The organism is Shewanella surugensis, from assembly GCF_023284005.1.
GTDB classification, from domain to species: domain Bacteria; phylum Pseudomonadota; class Gammaproteobacteria; order Enterobacterales; family Shewanellaceae; genus Shewanella; species Shewanella surugensis.
This window is the reverse complement of sequence record NZ_JAKIKS010000020.1, coordinates 1-18166: the sequence shown is the minus strand read 5'-3', so window position 1 is coordinate 18166 and position 18166 is coordinate 1. Positions and strand designations below refer to the sequence as shown.

Genomic DNA, 18166 nt, shown 5'->3' with positions numbered 1-18166 from the left:
TCCTATCATTACAGGTGTCTCATCTAAAAAAGACGAGAATTCACACATTTGTTGTAATATAACAACAGAATTCAATAATTGCATCTAAATTTTGTAAATTATCCTACTTAAACTCACTAGTCAGATGTCTATAAGATCTGCTATGCTTTCGTGATAAAATTACTATATTTACTAAATATTTTTATACTTCCACTAGTATAATTTATTGTTGAATTCTACGCTGTGTTATCGAACAAAAAATAACCTTCATAGAAAGTATAAATATAACTACATTCCTTCTGAGTGGACATATACATATGAATACCCTAGAAAAGGTACAAAAAAGTCTGACGCAGTTTAGTAAATCTGAGCGTAAAGTGGCTGAAGTGATTCTCGCTTCCCCACAAACAGCCATCCACTCAAGTATTGCGACACTCGCTAAAATGGCTGATGTGAGTGAACCGACAGTGAACCGATTTTGTCGTCGTTTAGATACCAAAGGCTTTCCTGATTTCAAACTACACTTGGCTCAGAGCCTAGCCAATGGGACACCGTATGTGAGTCGACATGTTGAAGAAGATGACAGTCCAGACTCTTACACAACCAAAATATTCGAATCTTCAATGGCCTCTCTTGATACCGCCAGGCAAAGTCTCGACACTGCTGCCATCAATAAAGCCGTCGATATTCTCACTCAAGCAAAGAAGATTTCTTTTTTTGGATTAGGCGCATCGGCCTCCGTGGCCCATGACGCACAGAATAAATTCTTTCGTTTTAATGTCCCTGTCATTTGCTTTGATGATGTCCTTATGCAGCGCATGAGCTGTATCAACAGTAATGATGGTGATGTTGTAGTATTGATTTCTCACACGGGACGAACTAAATCACTGATTGATATAGCAAAATTAGCTAGAGAAAATGGCGCTGCCGTGATTGGGATCACCGCTCGACACTCCCCTTTATCCAATGTGTGTACGTTACCTGTTACCATGGAAGTCCCAGAAGATACCGATATGTATTTACCCATGGCGTCTAGGCTCGCACAACTCGTCATTATCGATGTGTTAGCCACTGGCTTTACCTTACGTCGTGGCCCCCGCTTCCGCGAAAATTTAAAACGTGTTAAAGAAGCCTTAAAAGAATCTCGCATTGATAAAGATCCCATTCTGTAACTGACTTTCGTTATTTATCTAAGCCGTTTTGTTCCTTTAAAACGGCTTTAATGAAACAAATCACCTAATTTAATACGAAACACACCATCCTATTGCCATCAAAATCTCGTAATTTTCCTACAAAATACGAAAATGTCTGGTATTATAGCCTAGTAATATAGTCCCCCAAATTTAAACCTTAACGGAGTATGATATGTTCCGCAGAACCAAAATTGTCACCACATTAGGTCCAGCAACTGATCGTGATGATAACTTACGTCGCATCATTGCAGCAGGTGCTAATGTTGTTCGTCTTAACTTTTCTCATGGCTCAGCCGAAGATCACTTAAAACGTGCCGCCGATACTAGAGCAATTGCAAAAGAGTTAGGCGTTCATGTGGCAATATTAGGCGATTTACAAGGGCCTAAAATTAGAGTTTCAACCTTTAAAGACAATAAAAAAGTGCAGTTGAACCTTGGGCAAACTTATATTCTTGATGCTGATTTAGGCAAAGGCGAAGGTAATGAGCAACACGTTGGGATAGACTATAAAGCCTTACCTCAAGATGTCACTATTGGTGATATTTTAATGCTCGATGATGGCCGAGTCCAACTCAAAGTTGAACGCGTCGAAAGCAATAAAGTCCATACCCGTGTCACGGTTGCGGGACCTTTATCAAATAATAAAGGTATTAACAAACAAGGTGGCGGACTCTCAGCTGAAGCCCTCACTGAAAAAGATAAACGCGATATCATTACAGCTGCTGCGATTAATGTTGATTATCTTGCGGTGTCTTTCCCACGTAGTGGTGCCGATCTTGACTATGCTCGCTCACTCGCCGTAAAGGCAGGAAGCCAAGCGTTAATCGTCTCAAAAGTGGAACGTGCAGAAGCCGTTGCAACAGATGAAGCGATGGATGATGTCATTAGAGCCTCAGATGCGGTAATGGTCGCTCGTGGTGATTTAGGTGTCGAAATTGGCGATCCGGCCCTCGTTGCAGTACAAAAAAGATTAATCAGTCGTTCACGCCAACTTAATAAGCCTGTGATCACCGCAACGCAAATGATGGAGTCCATGATAAATAGCCCGATGCCAACCCGTGCTGAAGTCATGGATGTCGCCAATGCAGTCCTTGATGGAACGGATGCGGTCATGTTATCGGCTGAAACAGCTGCGGGTGACTTCCCAGAAGAAACCGTTAAAGCGATGGCTGAGGTCTGTATTGGTGCAGAGTCACACCCTAGTGTACAAGTCTCTAAACACAGAATCGATCAGCAATTTAGCACAGTAGAAGAAACAATTGCATTATCGACAATGTACGCGGCTAATCACCTTGATAGTGTCAAAGCCATCGTTGCACTCACTGAATCAGGGGCAACCCCACAGTTGATGTCAAGGATCAGTTCTTCATTGCCCATTTTCTCCTTGTCACGTCATCACAGTACCTTAGCGAAAATGGCACTGTTCCGTGGTGTACAACCTGTTTACTTTGATTCGACTCAGTACTCAGCAGAAAGCTTGCCTCAGGCAGCCTTAGCAGCATTATCTGCAGCGGGTTATTTGAAAAGCGGCGATATGGTATTAATGACCAAAGGTGATGCAATGGAAACCATTGGCGGCACGAATACCTGTAAAATTCTTATTGTGGCTTAACGCTGCATAAACAATATAAAAAATGGGACGCTATTGCGTCCCATTTTTTATGGATCAATCATCGCTTCAGTTATAACGACTCAAACTCATCAACGGCAATGGCAGCCTGCCTTAACTTATCGGCTTCCACTAATTTTTGATGCTCTTCAATCGACAGTACATTAGCTGTTAATGCGGCTTTAAATAGCGTAAACGGCGAAAGTTTAGGCGGTAACACACCATCACGTTGAGCTTGTTTTAATTTCTTATACAAACCTCTACAAGCATATTTCGCTAAGAATGCTTGCTCCACCTCTGCAATCCCGCCCGTATCACCTTCAAAGTCAGGACATAAGAAAGTAAGTCGATCTCTCGCTGGCCCAGGTTTACTCATGCTTTGCGCTAAATCGATAGACAATTTATCACTCGGTGCATTAAAACGATTACCTAATGGGAAAATAACCCCTCTTAATAATAATGCCACGGCTCTATTTGGAAAATTACACATCGCGTCATCGAGTGCTTTGGCCGCAAGATGTAAACGTGTCGCCATCACATGTCTGACCGCCGGTAAATCATCAAATTGACGACCATTATCTTCAAACATCTTCAATGTCGCCGATCCCAAATAAAGTTGGCTTAGCACATCTCCCATTCGAGCAGAGAGCATCTCTTTACGCTTTAAGTCGCCTCCCATCACTAACATGGATAAATCAGTCATAAAGGCAAGCGCCGATGATAGACGCGTCATATCTTTATAGTATTGCTTAGTCTCGCCACTGACGGGTGATTGGGCCAAACGACTGCCCGTTAACGCATTGGTAAAGGCACTCAAGGCATTGCGAACAGCATACCCCATATGGCCTAGCAATAAAGAATCAAAACGAGCGAGACCATCTTTCTCATCACTCATCGCCGCCGCTTCCATTTCAGGCAGTACATAAGGATGGCAACGCGTCGCGCCTTGGCCGAAAATCATCAAACTGCGCGTTAAGATATTCGCCCCTTCGACGGTAATCGAAATAGGCAAGCCCATATACCCTTGACCAAGATAATTTTTAGGCCCTAATTGAATCCCTTTTCCTGATTGAATATCCATCGCATCATCTATGACTTGGCGACCCAGTTCTGTCATATGATATTTTGCAATCGCGGTCACAACAGACGGTTTTACTTTCAAATCAATACCGGTAGTAGTTAAACGGCGCGCAGCTTCTAACTGATAAGTATTGGCAATGATGCGTGCTAGGGCTTCTTGAACCCCTTCAAATTGGCTGATCGGTAATCCAAATTGTTGACGAACATAACTATAAGCCGTCGTCGTTTTCGTCGCCATATGACCAGAAGCAGCCGATAAGGCCGGCAATGATATCCCCCGCCCTGCTGATAAACACTCAACCAACATCCGCCAACCTCGACCAGCATACAAAGGACCACCAATAATCCAATCCAATGGAATAAACACATCCTCACCAAAGGTTGTGCCATTCATAAAGGCCATATTCAATGGATTATGACGACGACCAATCTGCACTCCCGGATGATCCGTTGGAATAAGTGCACAGGTGATCCCTATATTTTCAACATCCCCAAGGAGTCCATCAGGATCGCACATCTGAAAAGCTAAACCTAATACGGTTGCCACTGGTGCTAGCGTAATATAGCGTTTATTCCAATTGAGCTTGAGTCCTAAAACCTCTTCGCCATCGACGTCTTGACGGCAGACAATACCTTCATCAGGAATAGCACCCGCATCCGAACCGGCCTCAGGTCCTGTTAGTGCAAAACAAGGGATAGCTTTACCACACGCTAAATCCGGTAACCACTGATCTTTTTGCTCTGCCGTACCATAGTGAGTCAATAATTCGCCTGGACCTAACGAATTAGGCACCATCACAGTGACCGCAGCACTGACACTTCGGCTGGCAATTTTACTGACAATGGTTGAATTGGCATACGCAGAAAACGCTTTACCGCCATACTGCTTGGCAATAATCAGTGCAAAAAAACCTTCTTTCTTAAAGTATTCCCAAAGCTCAGGAGGTAAATCCTTTCTATTTTGAACGATATCATGATCATCGATCATGCTGAGCGCCGTCACTACTTGATTATCAATAAAGGCTTGCTCTTCGCTCGTTAATGTTGATTTCCCATAACCATGAAGGATATTCCAATCGGGTTTACCTTGAAATAGCTCCCCTTCCCACCAGACATCGCCGGCTTCCATCGCTTCTTTTTCTGTACTTGATAAAGGCGGTAATACCTTTTTAAAAAAGGTAAATGCGGGTTTCGTTAGCAATGTCATGCGGGTACTTTTAACACTAAAGAGAACCACTATCACTACGATTAAAAATAATATAAAAAATGCCATCGATAAAATACCTTGTTAAATTAACCTACGGGCGCTGAGACTCCAGCCGAAAGATAAGGAATAACTTTTCGAATAACCGCTTCAATATCATTATGTTCCTCAAAATCAGCGGCAGCAATTTCAGTTAATGCATCAGCAGATGCCATCGTGAAAACCACCGTTCCTAAGGTAAAATGTAAACGCCAAAACATTTCTGCGGCAGGTATTTCCGGCGCACTCTCTGCAACAGCATGAACAAATTGTGTTAAATACTGACCATAATGTGTCGTAATAAACCAACGAAGGTGACCCTGACTTTCAATATAGCCTCGACCCAATAATTGTAAAAAAATTAATGTGCCTTCAGTACGAACAGTGTTCAAATCCAATAAAGGTGACACCAAACTTGAAAAAATATCATCTAAACTTGCACATTGTTTTTGTTGTTTTACTTGTATAATAGCAGCCGCAGCCGCAGGCATAAAAACATCCATGTAACGTGCGAGAACGGCACGGATAAGCTCTTTCTTAGAGCCGAAATGATAATTCACTGATGCCAAATTGACCTCAGCCTTACTGGTGATAAGTCTTAATGAGGTTTCAGAAAACCCTCTTTCTGCAAACAGTTTTTCAGCTGAATCCAGAATTTTTGTTTTAGTATCGGATTGGTTTGCCATTCCGTGACCCTAATTCTTAGTAATGATTTAAACACTCGTTTAAATTAAACACTCGTTCACTTATTGTCAAATAGATTTAATGTAAATATCCCCTGCTTTCTGCTGTTTCAAACTTTAAAACCAACCATTTATTTTCTTCCGCTGTTTTATTGCAACAAAAGAGGTAAAATGCGAACACAAAAATAACAAATGGATAAAATTGATGAATCTATTCGTACCGAGACAATCGCGTCTTACTATCACTGTGGCGATAATGTTGGGATTGTCCGCCTGTGATGATGCCAGCAGTGACAATCAAGTAACAGATCAAAAAACAAACATTCAAGCAAAACAATTTCTCGCAGAAGCAGAAGCCACACTAAGCCAACTGTCTATTGAGCAGAATCGCGCAGAATGGATTTATAATAATTTCATTACCCATGATACTGCTCAATTAGCCGCAAAAGTCGGTGAAAAAAGAACCGCGACGTCAGTACAATTCGCCACACAAGCGGCACTATACAATCAAACGCCTCTCAGCAAAATCGAAAAAAGAAAACTGAATATACTGCGCAGTTCCTTGGTGCTTCCCGCCCCCTTAGATCCCAATAAAAATGCGGAACTGGCTCAAATCAATGCCGAGCTCAATGGCCTTTATGGGAAAGGAAAGTACTGTTTAAAAGACGGACGATGCCTCACTCAACCAGCGCTTTCCGTCATTATGGCTGAATCAAAAAATCCTGCATTATTACTCGAAGTCTGGGAAGGTTGGCGAAATATTGCCAAGCCAATGCGTCCATTATTTGAAAGAGAAGTGGCACTCGCCAATGAGGGCGCAAAAGATCTTGGTTTTAAAGATCTCTCCGTTCTCTGGCGCAGCCAGTATGATATGAAGCCGGATGACTTCTCAAAGGAACTCGATCGTCTTTGGACCCAAGTTAAACCTTTATACGATTCACTCCACTGTTATGTGAGAGGCGAACTCAATCAAGAATATGGTGATACGATTGCCCCCGCCAATGGCCCTATCCCAGCACATTTATTGGGTAACATGTGGGCACAAAGTTGGGGAAATATTTATGATGCTGTCGCCCCTGCTGATGCCGATCCTGGTTATGATATTACTCAACTATTACGTGAAAAAGATTACTCTGAAACAAAAATGGTAGAGCAAGCTGAGAATTTCTTTTCTTCTCTCGGCTTTGCACCGCTTCCTGAGACGTTCTGGGAGCGTTCTCTTTTCACTCAACCTGCAGACAGAGATGTCGTCTGTCACGCGTCTGCTTGGGATCTAGACGATCTTGATGATATTCGCATCAAAATGTGTATCCAAAGAGATGCTGAAGATTTCATTACTATACATCACGAATTAGGCCATAATTATTATCAAAGAGCTTATAAAAACCAGCCTTTTATCTTTAAGAACAGTGCGAATGACGGCTTCCATGAAGCCATTGGTGATACCGTCGCATTATCGATAACCCCGAGTTACTTACAACAAATTGGCTTATTAGAGACCGTCCCCGATGCCTCTAAAGACATTGGCTTATTATTAAGACAAGCCCTGGATAAAGTCGCTTTTCTTCCATTCGGTTTAATGATTGATCAATGGCGTTGGAAAGTGTTTAGTGGTGAAATTACTCCTGAACAATATAATCAATCCTGGTGGGAATTAAGAGAGAAATATCAAGGTGTTAAATCCCCAGTCGAACGAAATGAAACTGATTTTGATCCAGGAGCTAAATACCATGTGCCAGCAAATGTGCCTTATACTCGCTATTTCTTAGCCCATATTTTACAATTCCAGTTCCATAGAGCCCTTTGTGATATGACTCAAAACACAGGCCCTATTCATCGCTGTAGTATTTACGGTGATAAAGACGCTGGCGCTAAGCTTAATACCATGCTAGAAATGGGTCAAAGTCAGCCTTGGCCTGAAGCCCTAGCCGTCGTAACAGGCAGCCAAGAGATGGATGCCAATGCAGTATTAGAATATTTTGCGCCATTACAAACTTGGTTAAACGAACAAAATAAGCTTGCCAATCGTCAATGTGGCTGGTAAAAAAATAATATAGAAAACCTTTCCCACCCAAACGCCTTTGTATTGAAAAGGCGTTTTTTATTAACCTTATGATTAAATCAACGACCCCACGCCAAGGCTTTTCGCTTAGACTCAAATTCGCTACGCGAAGAGGGGTATCTAAAGGCTCCAAAGTCTAAATACTTCTACGCCGCGAGCAGCGAGGAATTAAACCCTACTGAGATTAAAGAGGTTCACTTTATGTTGAAAACATTATCTACATATTTTGTTAAGATCTTATGCTGTCATTACCGCTTAGCAAGTATTATAGTTATGGCTGGCATAACTAGAGCCTGAACACCATGAAACTATCAAGCATTTTACTGACTTTCCTATTATCGCTTTCATTTATCTTAAATGCCTCAAGCTTTGCATCTGATAATGACAATGCAATGCTAAATCACATATACGATCACTTTAATAAAGCCTTTGCAACACTCGATCCTCAAGAAATGTTATTTATTTATACTCAGGATGCCTCTTATATTTCAGATAATCAAAGTAAAGAAATTTTATTGGGCCGTAACGACATCATCGCTCAATACCGTGCTTTTTTTAAAAAAATTAATGATAAGCAAGCCAATATTGAAGTTGACTTCCGTATATTACAGCGACATATAGAGGGCAGTAGTGCAACCGATATTGGCTACTATCTCATCCGTTATTATCCTCATGTGGATGATGGAGAGCCCATGAGTGAATTTGCTGGTAAATTTGTCGGAGTATCAAAAAAATCCCCTAATGGCCATTGGTATTTAGTCGTTGAAACGAATAATAAAGCCAATACAGCCTTTTATTATGATGCTAAACCTCAGCCCAATCTGTATTATGGGCGTCAATTCCCCCCTATTAGCTCAGGTCTTATCAATACCAATGATTGAATCTTTAACGCTTGATGTACAACAAATGTGTCCATGTGGTTCAGCACAGTCTTATGCAGATTGTTGTCATTTACCCCACCAAGAACATACGTTGGCACACACACCCGAAACACTGATGCGCTCTCGCTATTCAGCCTTTACGATGAAAAAATTTGATTACATTATTAAAACACAACATCCAAACTATCGAGCGGGGTTGACCGTTGAACAGTTAGCAAAAGATCCCCTGCCTGACTGGCTAGGTCTAGAAATCATTCATTCCGAATATAATGAAAAGCAAGGCTTAGTCACTTTCAAAGCTTGGTATAAACAACAAGATAAGCTCGATGTTATTTTTGAACGTTCCAATTTTTTGTTCGAAAATCATCGATGGTATTATTCCGATGGTGAGCAAATGCAGTGCCCTTTACCCAAACGTAATCAAAGCTGTATCTGCCATAGCGGCAAAAAATTTAAACACTGTTGTCAGCCCTGATCAGCATTGCTTGTGTACTGCCAACCCCGTTATTATACCTGTAATAATATTTGGCTCATCTGACGCTGCGTTGTCAATTGTTCAATCAACGCAGCCGCTTTGACACCGACGGGATTATTCATCTTCTCAGCACGCTTTCTGGTATGGTAATCACAGTTAGCCATCACGGCTTGCATCTCTTCACCCTCACCTTTACGGATCACTAATGCCTCTTGTGTTAACCCGTCTTGTAGACGAAACCCTTCTGTCCCTGCATGATGAAAAGCAGCGCTATTATCCACCACTGTGGCGTCATTATTTAAATCTGCTAATAATAGTTGCTCGGGGGCCAGTGTAAATTGAGCACGATAATGCTGTGCTGTTGACGATTTCTGATGTTGAAATTGTGCCATCTCTGCGGTATTCGCCGACAAAAGAGCCAATAATAACCCAAACTCGCCTCTCCTATTGGCGCCAACGGCCAGATTAAGGCGCTCGCCCAGTTTTAGCTCATTGACTAAAGAAATCGTACTCTGCATAAAAAAACACCACCAAAACAAGCTATTGATACTTAATCGACCACTTGGGACAATACTTTAGTGTTTATTTAAAATAGGGCTTTACTTAGCAAAAATATCTGACTACTATTGCCGCCGTAATTGAGGAGGGGTTCCCGAGTGGCCAAAGGGATCAGACTGTAAATCTGGCGGCTCAGCCTTCGAAGGTTCGAATCCTTCTCCCTCCACCATTTGCGTAAAGATAAAAATGCTTCACCCGATAGACCGTTGTCTATCCAATAAAAAAATAAAATCCGGAGGGGTTCCCGAGTGGCCAAAGGGATCAGACTGTAAATCTGACGGCTCAGCCTTCGAAGGTTCGAATCCTTCTCCCTCCACCATTTTATGTTAGGCCGATGCTTTTTTACTTTCAGCGTCAACATGCTTCACACGATAGGCTGTTGTCTATCCAATAAAAAATAAAATCTGGAGGGGTTCCCGAGTGGCCAAAGGGATCAGACTGTAAATCTGACGGCTCAGCCTTCGAAGGTTCGAATCCTTCTCCCTCCACCATTTTATGCTTATTTTTTGCAAACCATGTCGTCTGAAAATTGCGGTTTAAAATAGACACTTATGATATTGAGTTATGAAAAATACAGCAGATCCATTTCGACACCCTTATACATTTCATCTCAAATCACTCATCGAACAAAATATAGCTTACCCTTTCCATTGTTCCATGTATCCTGTTAGAGCTACTCTCATCGACTTTAAGAGAGAGCAAGCCGTCAGTAAACCATTGAGTACCACCCAGCCCCCATGGGCACCATCAACACCCATTATTGATGCCACTGCATGGCTGTCAATCTCAGTAGAGTATAATGACTCACCATTATTCCCATTCCTGCACAAGATAGATTGAGAAAGCCTGATTGATTTTATTTTGGGTATAATGGCAGAGCAGAAAAAATATGATCAATTTCACTTCATATTCATCCTATGATCCACCTTTCTCACTCCAGCTATAGATGATCTCTGAGCTGAGAGCCACATCTTTACATCATGAATGAAAGCTAACGTTCCTTTCTCTTATTTTCTTTATGCTTAACCAATAGATTTAACGCGTTTTTTTAACACTTTTAGTCCAAATGAAGAAAACAGATAATGTAAATAAATAAGATTAGTTTCGTATTAGTGGTTTAAACTATGTTCAACAAGTGTTTTAAAGTTGGTTAAATCTAACAGTCATTCTTACTTTGCTATCATTACTAATGCATTTAAATTATGATTTATCTTTTATAGTTATAAAGGACAGAAATAGTGACGAATACTTGGATCAATCAAGCCATTGAGAAAATTGAAGCCGATTTTCAACGCAGTGCCGAAACACACCTCATCAAGCTTGAGATCCCGTCACTCGATGGCATAGATATTTACCTTAAAGATGAAAGTACTCATCCGACAGGCAGCCTTAAACATCGCCTAGCCCGATCGTTATTTTTATATGCGCTATGCAATGGCTGGATAAAAAAAGACACTCCTATTATTGAGTCATCATCAGGAAGTACAGCCGTTTCAGAAGCTTATTTCGCTCGAATGCTTGGCCTCCCCTTTATTGCCGTGATGCCAGCAAAAACGGCTAAAAAGAAAGTACAACAAATCGAATTCTATGGTGGGAAATGCCACTTCGTGAGCCACTCTAGTGAAATTTATTCCGAATCTGAAAAGCTGGCTAAAGAATTAAATGGTCATTATATGGATCAATTTACTTTCGCTGAGCGAGCGACCGATTGGCGTGGCAATAATAACATTGCTAATGCGATTTTTGAGCAAATGAAAAAAGAGCGTCATCCCATCCCAGACTGGATCGTCATGAGTCCAGGTACCGGAGGTACCTCAGCCACCATTGGTCGTTATATTCGCTATCAAGGATTAGACACTAAACTCTGTGTTGTCGATCCTGAATATTCCGTTTTCTATGATTATTATCATTCAAATGATAAAAGCTTAACCTGTAAAGAAGGCAGTAGAATTGAAGGTATTGGCCGACCCCGTGTCGAGCCATCGTTTATTGCAGGTGTCGTCGATGAAATGAAAAAAGTCCCTGATGCCGCCAGTGTTGCAACAATGAACTGGCTTGAACACCTTATTGGACGTAAAACAGGCCCTTCAACGGGCACTAATTTATATGGCGTGTTACAAATTGCAGCCGATATGCAGGCCAAGGGGAAAAAAGGCGCTATTGTGACGCTTATTTGTGATCCTGGTGAACGTTATCTGGACACTTACTATAATACCCAATGGCTAAACGATAACATTGGTTCACTTGAGCAGTACGAAATCCAATTAGCACAGTTCAATCAGACCGGTCATTTGGATTAATCCCACTATAACAAAGTGCCGCTCACTAATGGGTTAATTGATTTATGCATTATCTCAGAATGAGACCGAGCCAATAAAAAGGCGCCTAATCAGTGGCGCCTCTTTTATTCAATATGGTTCAATCAATATCTAAATACTTATGAGTTTGAATGGAAAGGCGCCAGTTTCGTTCAATACAGACACGCATAGCTAGCGCTGTCGCTCTCGATTTTTGACTAATAGGCTGTAAACAAATTGTTTTATTCGAGCAATCTATACCTTCCAATAATCTATCTAATTCTTCAACATGATGTTCAGTCGCCACTGGATGCTTTATTTCATTAGCCCGATTTAGGGCTTGTTCCAATACCTTTAACCCTCCTTTCATATTGATTTTAGGTGACACTGTGACCCAAGCCGCATCCGCACATTGTATTTCAAAGGTGCCACTGGTCTCAATTTGAGAACTAAAGCCTAGCCTGTGAAGCGCTAATGTTAATGGTATTAAATCATATAAACAAGGCTCACCACCAGTGATCACGACATGTTTGGCAGTAAAACCCTTCTGTTCAAATGCATGTATTAAAGATTGGGGAGTATGATCAGCCCAACGACCAATCGTGCCATCAACTTGAATAACCTGCTCCGCAGACACTTTATTTTCATCCAGTACTTCCCAGGTTTGTTTCGTATCACACCATGCACACCCTACAGGACATCCCTGAAGTCTGACAAAAATTGCGGGCACACCAGTATGGGTGCCTTCACCTTGAATTGTCTCAAATACTTCATTAACCGGATAATTCATTTTATACCTCTATTTCATTTAGGCGGCATTTATAGTAGATTTTCATCTTAGCTGCAAGTCTCACGCTATTTTATCTTCTATTCATGCTCATTTTAATGATGAACCTAAGCCTAAAAACTCACCTTTATCCCCGAGTCTGCTCATTGGGAGTACATCAATCGGGCGCGTCTGCGTTATAACACATAAAAAGGATACCATTCAGTCAATATACGCCTTGCATTAAACCTTTAACGAACGCTAAAACACCCACCTTAGGCTATATATGAACAATCGGTAATAAGGTACACTTACCCTCATCATTCATACTAAACCTAACTAAATAAAAATGACCTCAAAAGCTATTGTTGTCTTCTCTGGTGGGCAAGACTCCACAACCTGCCTTATTCAAGCCCTAACCCAATATGATGAAGTCCACGGGATCACCTTCGATTATGGCCAACGCCATCGCCAAGAAATTGAGATCGCACAATCTTTAGGTCAAAAACTAGGACTTGCCAGTCATAAAGTTTTGGATGTATCGCTACTCAACGAATTAGCCATTTCATCACTCACTCGCGATAACATTCCGGTTTCCCATACATTAATGGATAATGGTTTACCTAATACCTTCGTTCCCGGCCGCAATATTTTATTTCTAACCCTCGCCGGTATTTATGCCTATCAAATTGGTGCTGATGCCGTCATCACGGGCGTTTGTGAGACGGACTTTTCAGGCTATCCTGATTGTCGCAATGATTTCGTGAAAGCCATGGAGCTCGCATTAACCCAAGGAATGGATCGTGATTTAGCCTTAATAACGCCTTTAATGTGGCTTGATAAAGCAGAAACGTGGGCCTTAGCCGACAAATATAATGCCTTATCTCTGATCAGAGATGAAACCCTCACCTGCTATAACGGCATCAAAGGTAGTGGCTGTGGAACTTGCCGTGCATGTGAGCTTAGACGTTGTGGATTAAGCACATATCTCGATAACAAAAAAGCGGTATTACAGCGTCTTGAGCAAAAATGACGAGCATGATCAATCATCCAGTTTTAGAAAAATTGAAATCGCCCTACGGGATCGCACTGTTAATCAGTCTAGTGTGTATCACTCTCTTTTTATTGAATATGGATGATCTCCTCGCTTACCGGCGTGTATCGATTGAACAATATCAGTGGTGGCGCTTAATAACGGGTAATTTATTACACACCAATGACTGGCATTTGGCGATGAACTTAGGGGGGCTTTGGGCCATTTTATTATTGCACCGACAGCATTATACTTCCCTTGGACTCCTACTGTTATTACTCGTGCTATGTCTGTTACAAGGCTTAGGCTTATATTTCTTTTATCCCAGTCTATTGGGCTATGTGGGCTTAAGTGGCGTGCTTCACGGCCTCTTTAGTTACGGTGTGATCCAAGATTGTCGTGTGGGGATGAAATCAGGTTACCTATTATTGCTTGGGATCATCGTTAAAGTGGCCTATGAACAAGTACAAGGCGCCAGTCCCGAAGTCATTAAACTCATTGGTGCTAGGGTGGCAACGGAAGCCCACCTCGTTGGTCTTATCAGTGGACTTCTATGTGCTGGAACCCTGCTCATTTATCAGCACTTTTATGGTCAATGCGCTTGTCAAAATAACAACAGCGTAGTCTAACTCCCCTTTACGCAAGCGGTACGATTTAACCGCTTGCTATTACACAATGATTATTTCTAGGCTTTTATCAAGGCTTCCCTAAGCCGCTTAACTTCATCTCGTGTGGCAGCAGCCTGTTCAAACTCAAGATTTTTAGCGTGTTCATACATTTTCTTTTCTAACTGATCTATTTCGTGACTCAAATCCCCAACATCTTGTACTTGATAATTTGCAGATCTTTCTGCCACTCGATCCCCTTGATAAGGATCCAATTTACCTTTTCTATCACCCACATCCATAACATCTGTGATTGTTTTTGTTATCCCTCTTACCGTAATATTATTATCGATATTAAATTGGTGCTGTTTAGCTCGGCGTCGCTCGGTTTCATCAATGGCTTTCCGCATAGATTTAGTGATCCTGTCACCATATAAAATCACCTTGCCATTAATATTACGCGCCGCACGGCCAATGGTCTGAATAAGTGAGCGTTCAGAACGTAAAAATCCTTCTTTATCAGCATCTAAAATACACACTAGAGACACTTCAGGCATATCGAGCCCCTCCCGCAGTAAGTTAATCCCAATCAGTACATCAAACACGCCCAATCTTAAATCTCGAATGATCTCCACCCGCTCTACGGTATCAATATCTGAATGCAAATAACGGACTTTAACGCCATGCTCATCTAAATATTCAGATAAGTCTTCTGACATGCGCTTCGTTAACGTTGTCACGAGTACTCGCTCATTAGCGGCCACTCGCTTGGGGATCTCCGATAACAAATCATCGACTTGAATGCCGACAGGACGCACTTCAATCTCCGGATCGAGTAAACCAGTGGGCCTCACCAGTTGCTCAGCGATATCATCACCGCTTTTCTGTAACTCATAATCGCTAGGCGTTGCAGACACATAAATGGTTTGTGGCATTAATGCTTCAAACTCTTCAAATTTGAGCGGTCGATTATCTAACGCTGAAGGTAAACGAAAACCATATTCAACCAAATTCATCTTACGCGACCGATCGCCTTTATACATAGCCCCGATCTGTGGCACCGTGACATGAGATTCATCAAGGATTAATAGTCCATCGTCAGGTAAATAGTCAAGTAACGTAGGCGGTCCTTCTCCCGTTGCTCGGCCAGACAAATAACGTGAATAATTTTCAATACCAGAACAATAGCCCAACTCCACCATCATTTCAATATCGTATTGTACTCGCTCAGTGATCCTTTGCGCTTCAATTAACTTATTATTATCAAGTAATTGTTGCTTACGCTCTCTCAATTCTTCCTTAATAGCTTCAGCGGCCGCTGAAATGGCTTCTCGAGGTGTCACGTAATGGCTTTTAGGGTAGACTGTTGTACGCGCTAAGCGTTTCACTATGTGTCCTGTTAAAGGATCAAATAAACTTAAGCGCTCTATTTCATCATCAAAAAGTTCAACTCTAATAGCATCTCTATCTGAATCGGCAGGAAAAATATCGATCACTTCTCCCCGTACTCGATATGTTCCCCGCTGTAATTCAATGTCATTGCGAGTATATTGCAATTCACTTAAGCGCTTTAGTATATCTCTTTGCCCCATGAAGTCGCCTTCACGTAAATGCAATAACATTTTCAAGTATGAATCTGGATCGCCTAAACCATAAATAGCTGAAACCGACGCGATTAAGATCACATCTTTACGCTCTAATAATGCTTTTGTTGCCGATAAGCGCATTTGCTCTATATGCGCGTTAACCGACGCATCTTTTTCAATAAATGTCCCGGTTGAAGGCACATAGGCTTCAGGTTGATAATAATCATAATAAGATACAAAATATTCAACAGCGTTATGAGGAAAAAACTCTTTCATCTCGCCATAAAGCTGCGCTGCAAGCGTTTTATTGGGAGCCATAATGATAGTTGGCCGTCCCAGAGTCTTAATAACACTCGCAACAGTAAACGTCTTCCCTGAACCTGTCACCCCGAATAATGTTTGACTGGCTATCCCTGCTTCTATTCCCTCTACAAGTTGATTAATCGCTTTAGGCTGATCCCCCGCAGGAGAATAAGATGACACTAATTGAAATACTGAACCTGACACTGATTAGCTTCCTTAATTAAGACTCAGCATGATTTTAAGCGACTATTCATGATTATCCAAGCTTATCTAGCTGAATTCTGCATCTTCAACGAATTGGGAGCATGCGTACTAGAAGAGCATTGACTCAGATCGACTGCTAACACGTCTTGATCGCTAAGTTCATTTTTATCCTTAATAATGCAATAGCATTAAAGTATAACATTTTTATATAAGTACGATGAAACTTTAAAACAAGCGTGAAATAAAGAAAAAATAGCGCATCATTTGATATTTCAAACAGTAGCGACTGATTAATACACAAGCAACCCCAGCTTTTGATTACACTTTAGTAACAAAACGAATTTCAAACTTAAAAGCAAATTGGATTTCATACTGCTTTGAAAAATAACACATAAAATTTATTGCCAAAATGAATACATTTTAAGTAAAACCCATACGACATCGGCCTTAGATAGACACTCAACGATATCACCCACAGGGTTATCCACAGATTTAGTGGATAAGTCACTCAACACCCTATCCCATGGGCGTTTGCGGCCATTGCCGTTTACTTAATCTGACCTAACCCCTGATGTTATTTTACAACAAATGAAAATACGACTCATACTATTGACTGATAGCCTTTCATACACCCACTCTATGAACGCTTCCCTAGATAATAAATTATAAACTTTTTAGCTTGCATCGATTTAATGCCACTTTCATCACTCAATATGAAAGTGAGATCATCCAAAATAGAAACAAGATCGTTCTCTCTCTTTATAAAGGCATTCATGAGCAACGATAACAACCCTTATTACCCCCTACAATAATCCTCATCATAACGACGTTATTCTCACGCGACCTTCCACCCACATAATCAATCACTCTTTACTTTCTTTCCACTAACCCAAAGAGAAACATAAATAATATTAAGTTTTTGGGCTATAAATATAAAAATGTGGCGAATCCATATCCTTTATGGATATTAGATGAGCAGTTAACAGCATAATTACACTTTTTTCTCTCGCTCGAGTTGACTCTATTCACATAGCGATTTACTATGCGTCCCGTCTTAACGATGAGTCGGCCATATTCGATTCCCCTGTAGTTCAGTTGGTAGAACGGCGGACTGTTAATCCGTATGTCACTGGTTCGAGTCCAGTCCGGGGAGCCATATCTTCTTCACTAAGAAGATAATATAGAACGCTTTAAGTGAAGAGAATAAAAGATAGGATTATAAAAATTGCGATTCCCCTGTAGTTCAGTTGGTAGAACGGCGGACTGTTAATCCGTATGTCACTGGTTCGAGTCCAGTCCGGGGAGCCATCTTTCATTCTCATTGAATGTAAAATGACGCAACGAAACGATAAAAATGTAAAAATTGCGATTCCCCTGTAGTTCAGTTGGTAGAACGGCGGACTGTTAATCCGTATGTCACTGGTTCGAGTCCAGTCCGGGGAGCCATCTTTCATTCTCATTGAATGTAAAATGACGCAACGAAACGATAAAAATGTAAAAATTGCGATTCCCCTGTAGTTCAGTTGGTAGAACGGCGGACTGTTAATCCGTATGTCACTGGTTCGAGTCCAGTCCGGGGAGCCATCTTTCATTCTCATTGAATGTAAAA

The 18166-nt window shown here is 41.3% G+C and carries 13 protein-coding genes and 7 tRNA genes; 15 read left to right on the top strand and 5 right to left on the bottom strand.

Translation table 11 applies throughout. The annotated features are described in order from the left end of the window. Positions 1-296 precede the first annotated feature (296 nt). Positions 297-1151, top strand: a complete 855-nt coding sequence (locus L2764_RS07160) for a MurR/RpiR family transcriptional regulator (protein ID WP_248939536.1) — start codon at positions 297-299, stop codon at positions 1149-1151. Between the two features lie 193 nt (positions 1152-1344). Then, a complete protein-coding gene (gene pyk, locus L2764_RS07155) occupies positions 1345-2784 on the top strand; it encodes a pyruvate kinase (RefSeq protein ID WP_248939535.1) in 1440 nt (479 codons plus the stop codon). 70 nt (positions 2785-2854) lie between these two features. Here pyk and L2764_RS07150 read toward each other — a convergent pair whose 3' ends face one another. Together L2764_RS07150 and psrA are read right to left on the bottom strand one after the other, a co-directional pair. Beyond that, the gene (locus L2764_RS07150) at positions 2855-5134 is read right to left on the bottom strand and encodes an acyl-CoA dehydrogenase (RefSeq protein WP_248939534.1); all 2280 of its coding nucleotides are present in this window, start codon (positions 5132-5134) and stop codon (positions 2855-2857) included. A gap of 20 nt (positions 5135-5154) precedes the next feature. Continuing rightward, positions 5155-5790 (bottom strand): TetR family transcriptional repressor PsrA, encoded by a 636-nt coding sequence (gene psrA / locus L2764_RS07145; protein ID WP_248939533.1) that lies wholly within the window; start codon positions 5788-5790, stop codon positions 5155-5157. A gap of 202 nt (positions 5791-5992) precedes the next feature. On the opposite strand from psrA, the gene L2764_RS07140 reads away from it, so the two are divergent. From L2764_RS07140 to L2764_RS07130, 3 genes are all read left to right on the top strand, one after another. Then, on the top strand, positions 5993-7831 hold the full coding sequence (locus L2764_RS07140; protein ID WP_248939532.1) for a M2 family metallopeptidase: 1839 nt from the start codon (positions 5993-5995) through the stop codon (positions 7829-7831). A gap of 410 nt (positions 7832-8241) precedes the next feature. Then, positions 8242-8730, top strand: a complete 489-nt coding sequence (locus tag L2764_RS07135) for a YybH family protein (RefSeq protein WP_248939531.1) — start codon at positions 8242-8244, stop codon at positions 8728-8730. After that, entirely contained in the window at positions 8723-9205 is a 483-nt protein-coding gene (locus L2764_RS07130) for a YchJ family protein (protein WP_248939530.1), read from the top strand. Before L2764_RS07135 ends, L2764_RS07130 begins: the two co-directional genes overlap by 8 nt. Positions 9206-9237: 32 nt before the next feature. Here L2764_RS07130 and L2764_RS07125 read toward each other — a convergent pair whose 3' ends face one another. Continuing rightward, on the bottom strand, positions 9238-9723 hold the full coding sequence (locus L2764_RS07125; protein ID WP_248939529.1) for a VC2046/SO_2500 family protein: 486 nt from the start codon (positions 9721-9723) through the stop codon (positions 9238-9240). Between the two features lie 124 nt (positions 9724-9847). Between L2764_RS07125 and L2764_RS07120 the strand changes: the two genes are divergently transcribed. From L2764_RS07120 to L2764_RS07105, 4 genes are all read left to right on the top strand, one after another. Next, positions 9848-9932, top strand: a tRNA-Tyr gene (locus L2764_RS07120). Between the two features lie 65 nt (positions 9933-9997). Beyond that, a tRNA-Tyr gene (locus tag L2764_RS07115) sits at positions 9998-10082 on the top strand. Positions 10083-10169: 87 nt separating this feature from the next. Then, positions 10170-10254 (top strand) — tRNA-Tyr (locus L2764_RS07110). Between the two features lie 747 nt (positions 10255-11001). After that, complete coding sequence (locus L2764_RS07105) at positions 11002-12063, top strand: PLP-dependent cysteine synthase family protein (protein WP_312018343.1); 1062 nt, start codon at positions 11002-11004, stop codon at positions 12061-12063. Between the two features lie 118 nt (positions 12064-12181). Here L2764_RS07105 and queE read toward each other — a convergent pair whose 3' ends face one another. Continuing rightward, a complete protein-coding gene (gene queE, locus L2764_RS07100; RefSeq protein ID WP_248939528.1) occupies positions 12182-12850 on the bottom strand; it encodes a 7-carboxy-7-deazaguanine synthase QueE in 669 nt (222 codons plus the stop codon). 325 nt (positions 12851-13175) lie between these two features. Between queE and queC the strand changes: the two genes are divergently transcribed. After that, a complete protein-coding gene (queC, locus tag L2764_RS07095; protein ID WP_248939527.1) occupies positions 13176-13859 on the top strand; it encodes a 7-cyano-7-deazaguanine synthase QueC in 684 nt (227 codons plus the stop codon). Next, on the top strand, positions 13856-14488 hold the full coding sequence (rrtA, locus tag L2764_RS07090; RefSeq protein WP_376708388.1) for a rhombosortase: 633 nt from the start codon (positions 13856-13858) through the stop codon (positions 14486-14488). Before queC ends, rrtA begins: the two co-directional genes overlap by 4 nt. 56 nt (positions 14489-14544) lie before the next feature. Here rrtA and uvrB read toward each other — a convergent pair whose 3' ends face one another. Further along, positions 14545-16557, bottom strand: a complete 2013-nt coding sequence (gene uvrB, locus L2764_RS07085) for an excinuclease ABC subunit UvrB (protein ID WP_248939526.1) — start codon at positions 16555-16557, stop codon at positions 14545-14547. 1080 nt (positions 16558-17637) lie between these two features. Here uvrB and L2764_RS07080 point away from each other — a divergent pair. From L2764_RS07080 to L2764_RS07065, 4 genes are all read left to right on the top strand, one after another. Next, positions 17638-17713: transfer RNA gene (locus tag L2764_RS07080), tRNA-Asn, on the top strand. A 76-nt stretch (positions 17714-17789) separates the two neighbouring features. Then, positions 17790-17865: transfer RNA gene (locus L2764_RS07075), tRNA-Asn, on the top strand. Between the two features lie 62 nt (positions 17866-17927). Beyond that, a tRNA-Asn gene (locus L2764_RS07070) sits at positions 17928-18003 on the top strand. Positions 18004-18065: 62 nt separating this feature from the next. After that, a tRNA-Asn gene (locus L2764_RS07065) sits at positions 18066-18141 on the top strand. The last annotated feature ends 25 nt before the right edge of the window (positions 18142-18166 follow it).

Excerpts from the sequence above, each read along its gene's own strand:
- L2764_RS07160 (WP_248939536.1), top strand. The coding sequence starts at position 297 with ATGAATACCCTAGAAAAGGTACAAAAAAGTCTGACGCAGTTTAGTAAA.
- pyk (WP_248939535.1), top strand. The coding sequence starts at position 1,345 with ATGTTCCGCAGAACCAAAATTGTCACCACATTAGGTCCAGCAACTGAT.
- L2764_RS07150 (WP_248939534.1), bottom strand. The coding sequence starts at position 5,134 with ATGGCATTTTTTATATTATTTTTAATCGTAGTGATAGTGGTTCTCTTT.
- psrA (WP_248939533.1), bottom strand. The coding sequence starts at position 5,790 with ATGGCAAACCAATCCGATACTAAAACAAAAATTCTGGATTCAGCTGAA.
- L2764_RS07140 (WP_248939532.1), top strand. The coding sequence starts at position 5,993 with ATGAATCTATTCGTACCGAGACAATCGCGTCTTACTATCACTGTGGCG.
- L2764_RS07135 (WP_248939531.1), top strand. The coding sequence starts at position 8,242 with ATGCTAAATCACATATACGATCACTTTAATAAAGCCTTTGCAACACTC.
- L2764_RS07130 (WP_248939530.1), top strand. The coding sequence starts at position 8,723 with ATGATTGAATCTTTAACGCTTGATGTACAACAAATGTGTCCATGTGGT.
- L2764_RS07125 (WP_248939529.1), bottom strand. The coding sequence starts at position 9,723 with ATGCAGAGTACGATTTCTTTAGTCAATGAGCTAAAACTGGGCGAGCGC.
- queE (WP_248939528.1), bottom strand. The coding sequence starts at position 12,850 with ATGAATTATCCGGTTAATGAAGTATTTGAGACAATTCAAGGTGAAGGC.
- queC (WP_248939527.1), top strand. The coding sequence starts at position 13,176 with ATGACCTCAAAAGCTATTGTTGTCTTCTCTGGTGGGCAAGACTCCACA.
- rrtA (WP_376708388.1), top strand. The coding sequence starts at position 13,856 with ATGACGAGCATGATCAATCATCCAGTTTTAGAAAAATTGAAATCGCCC.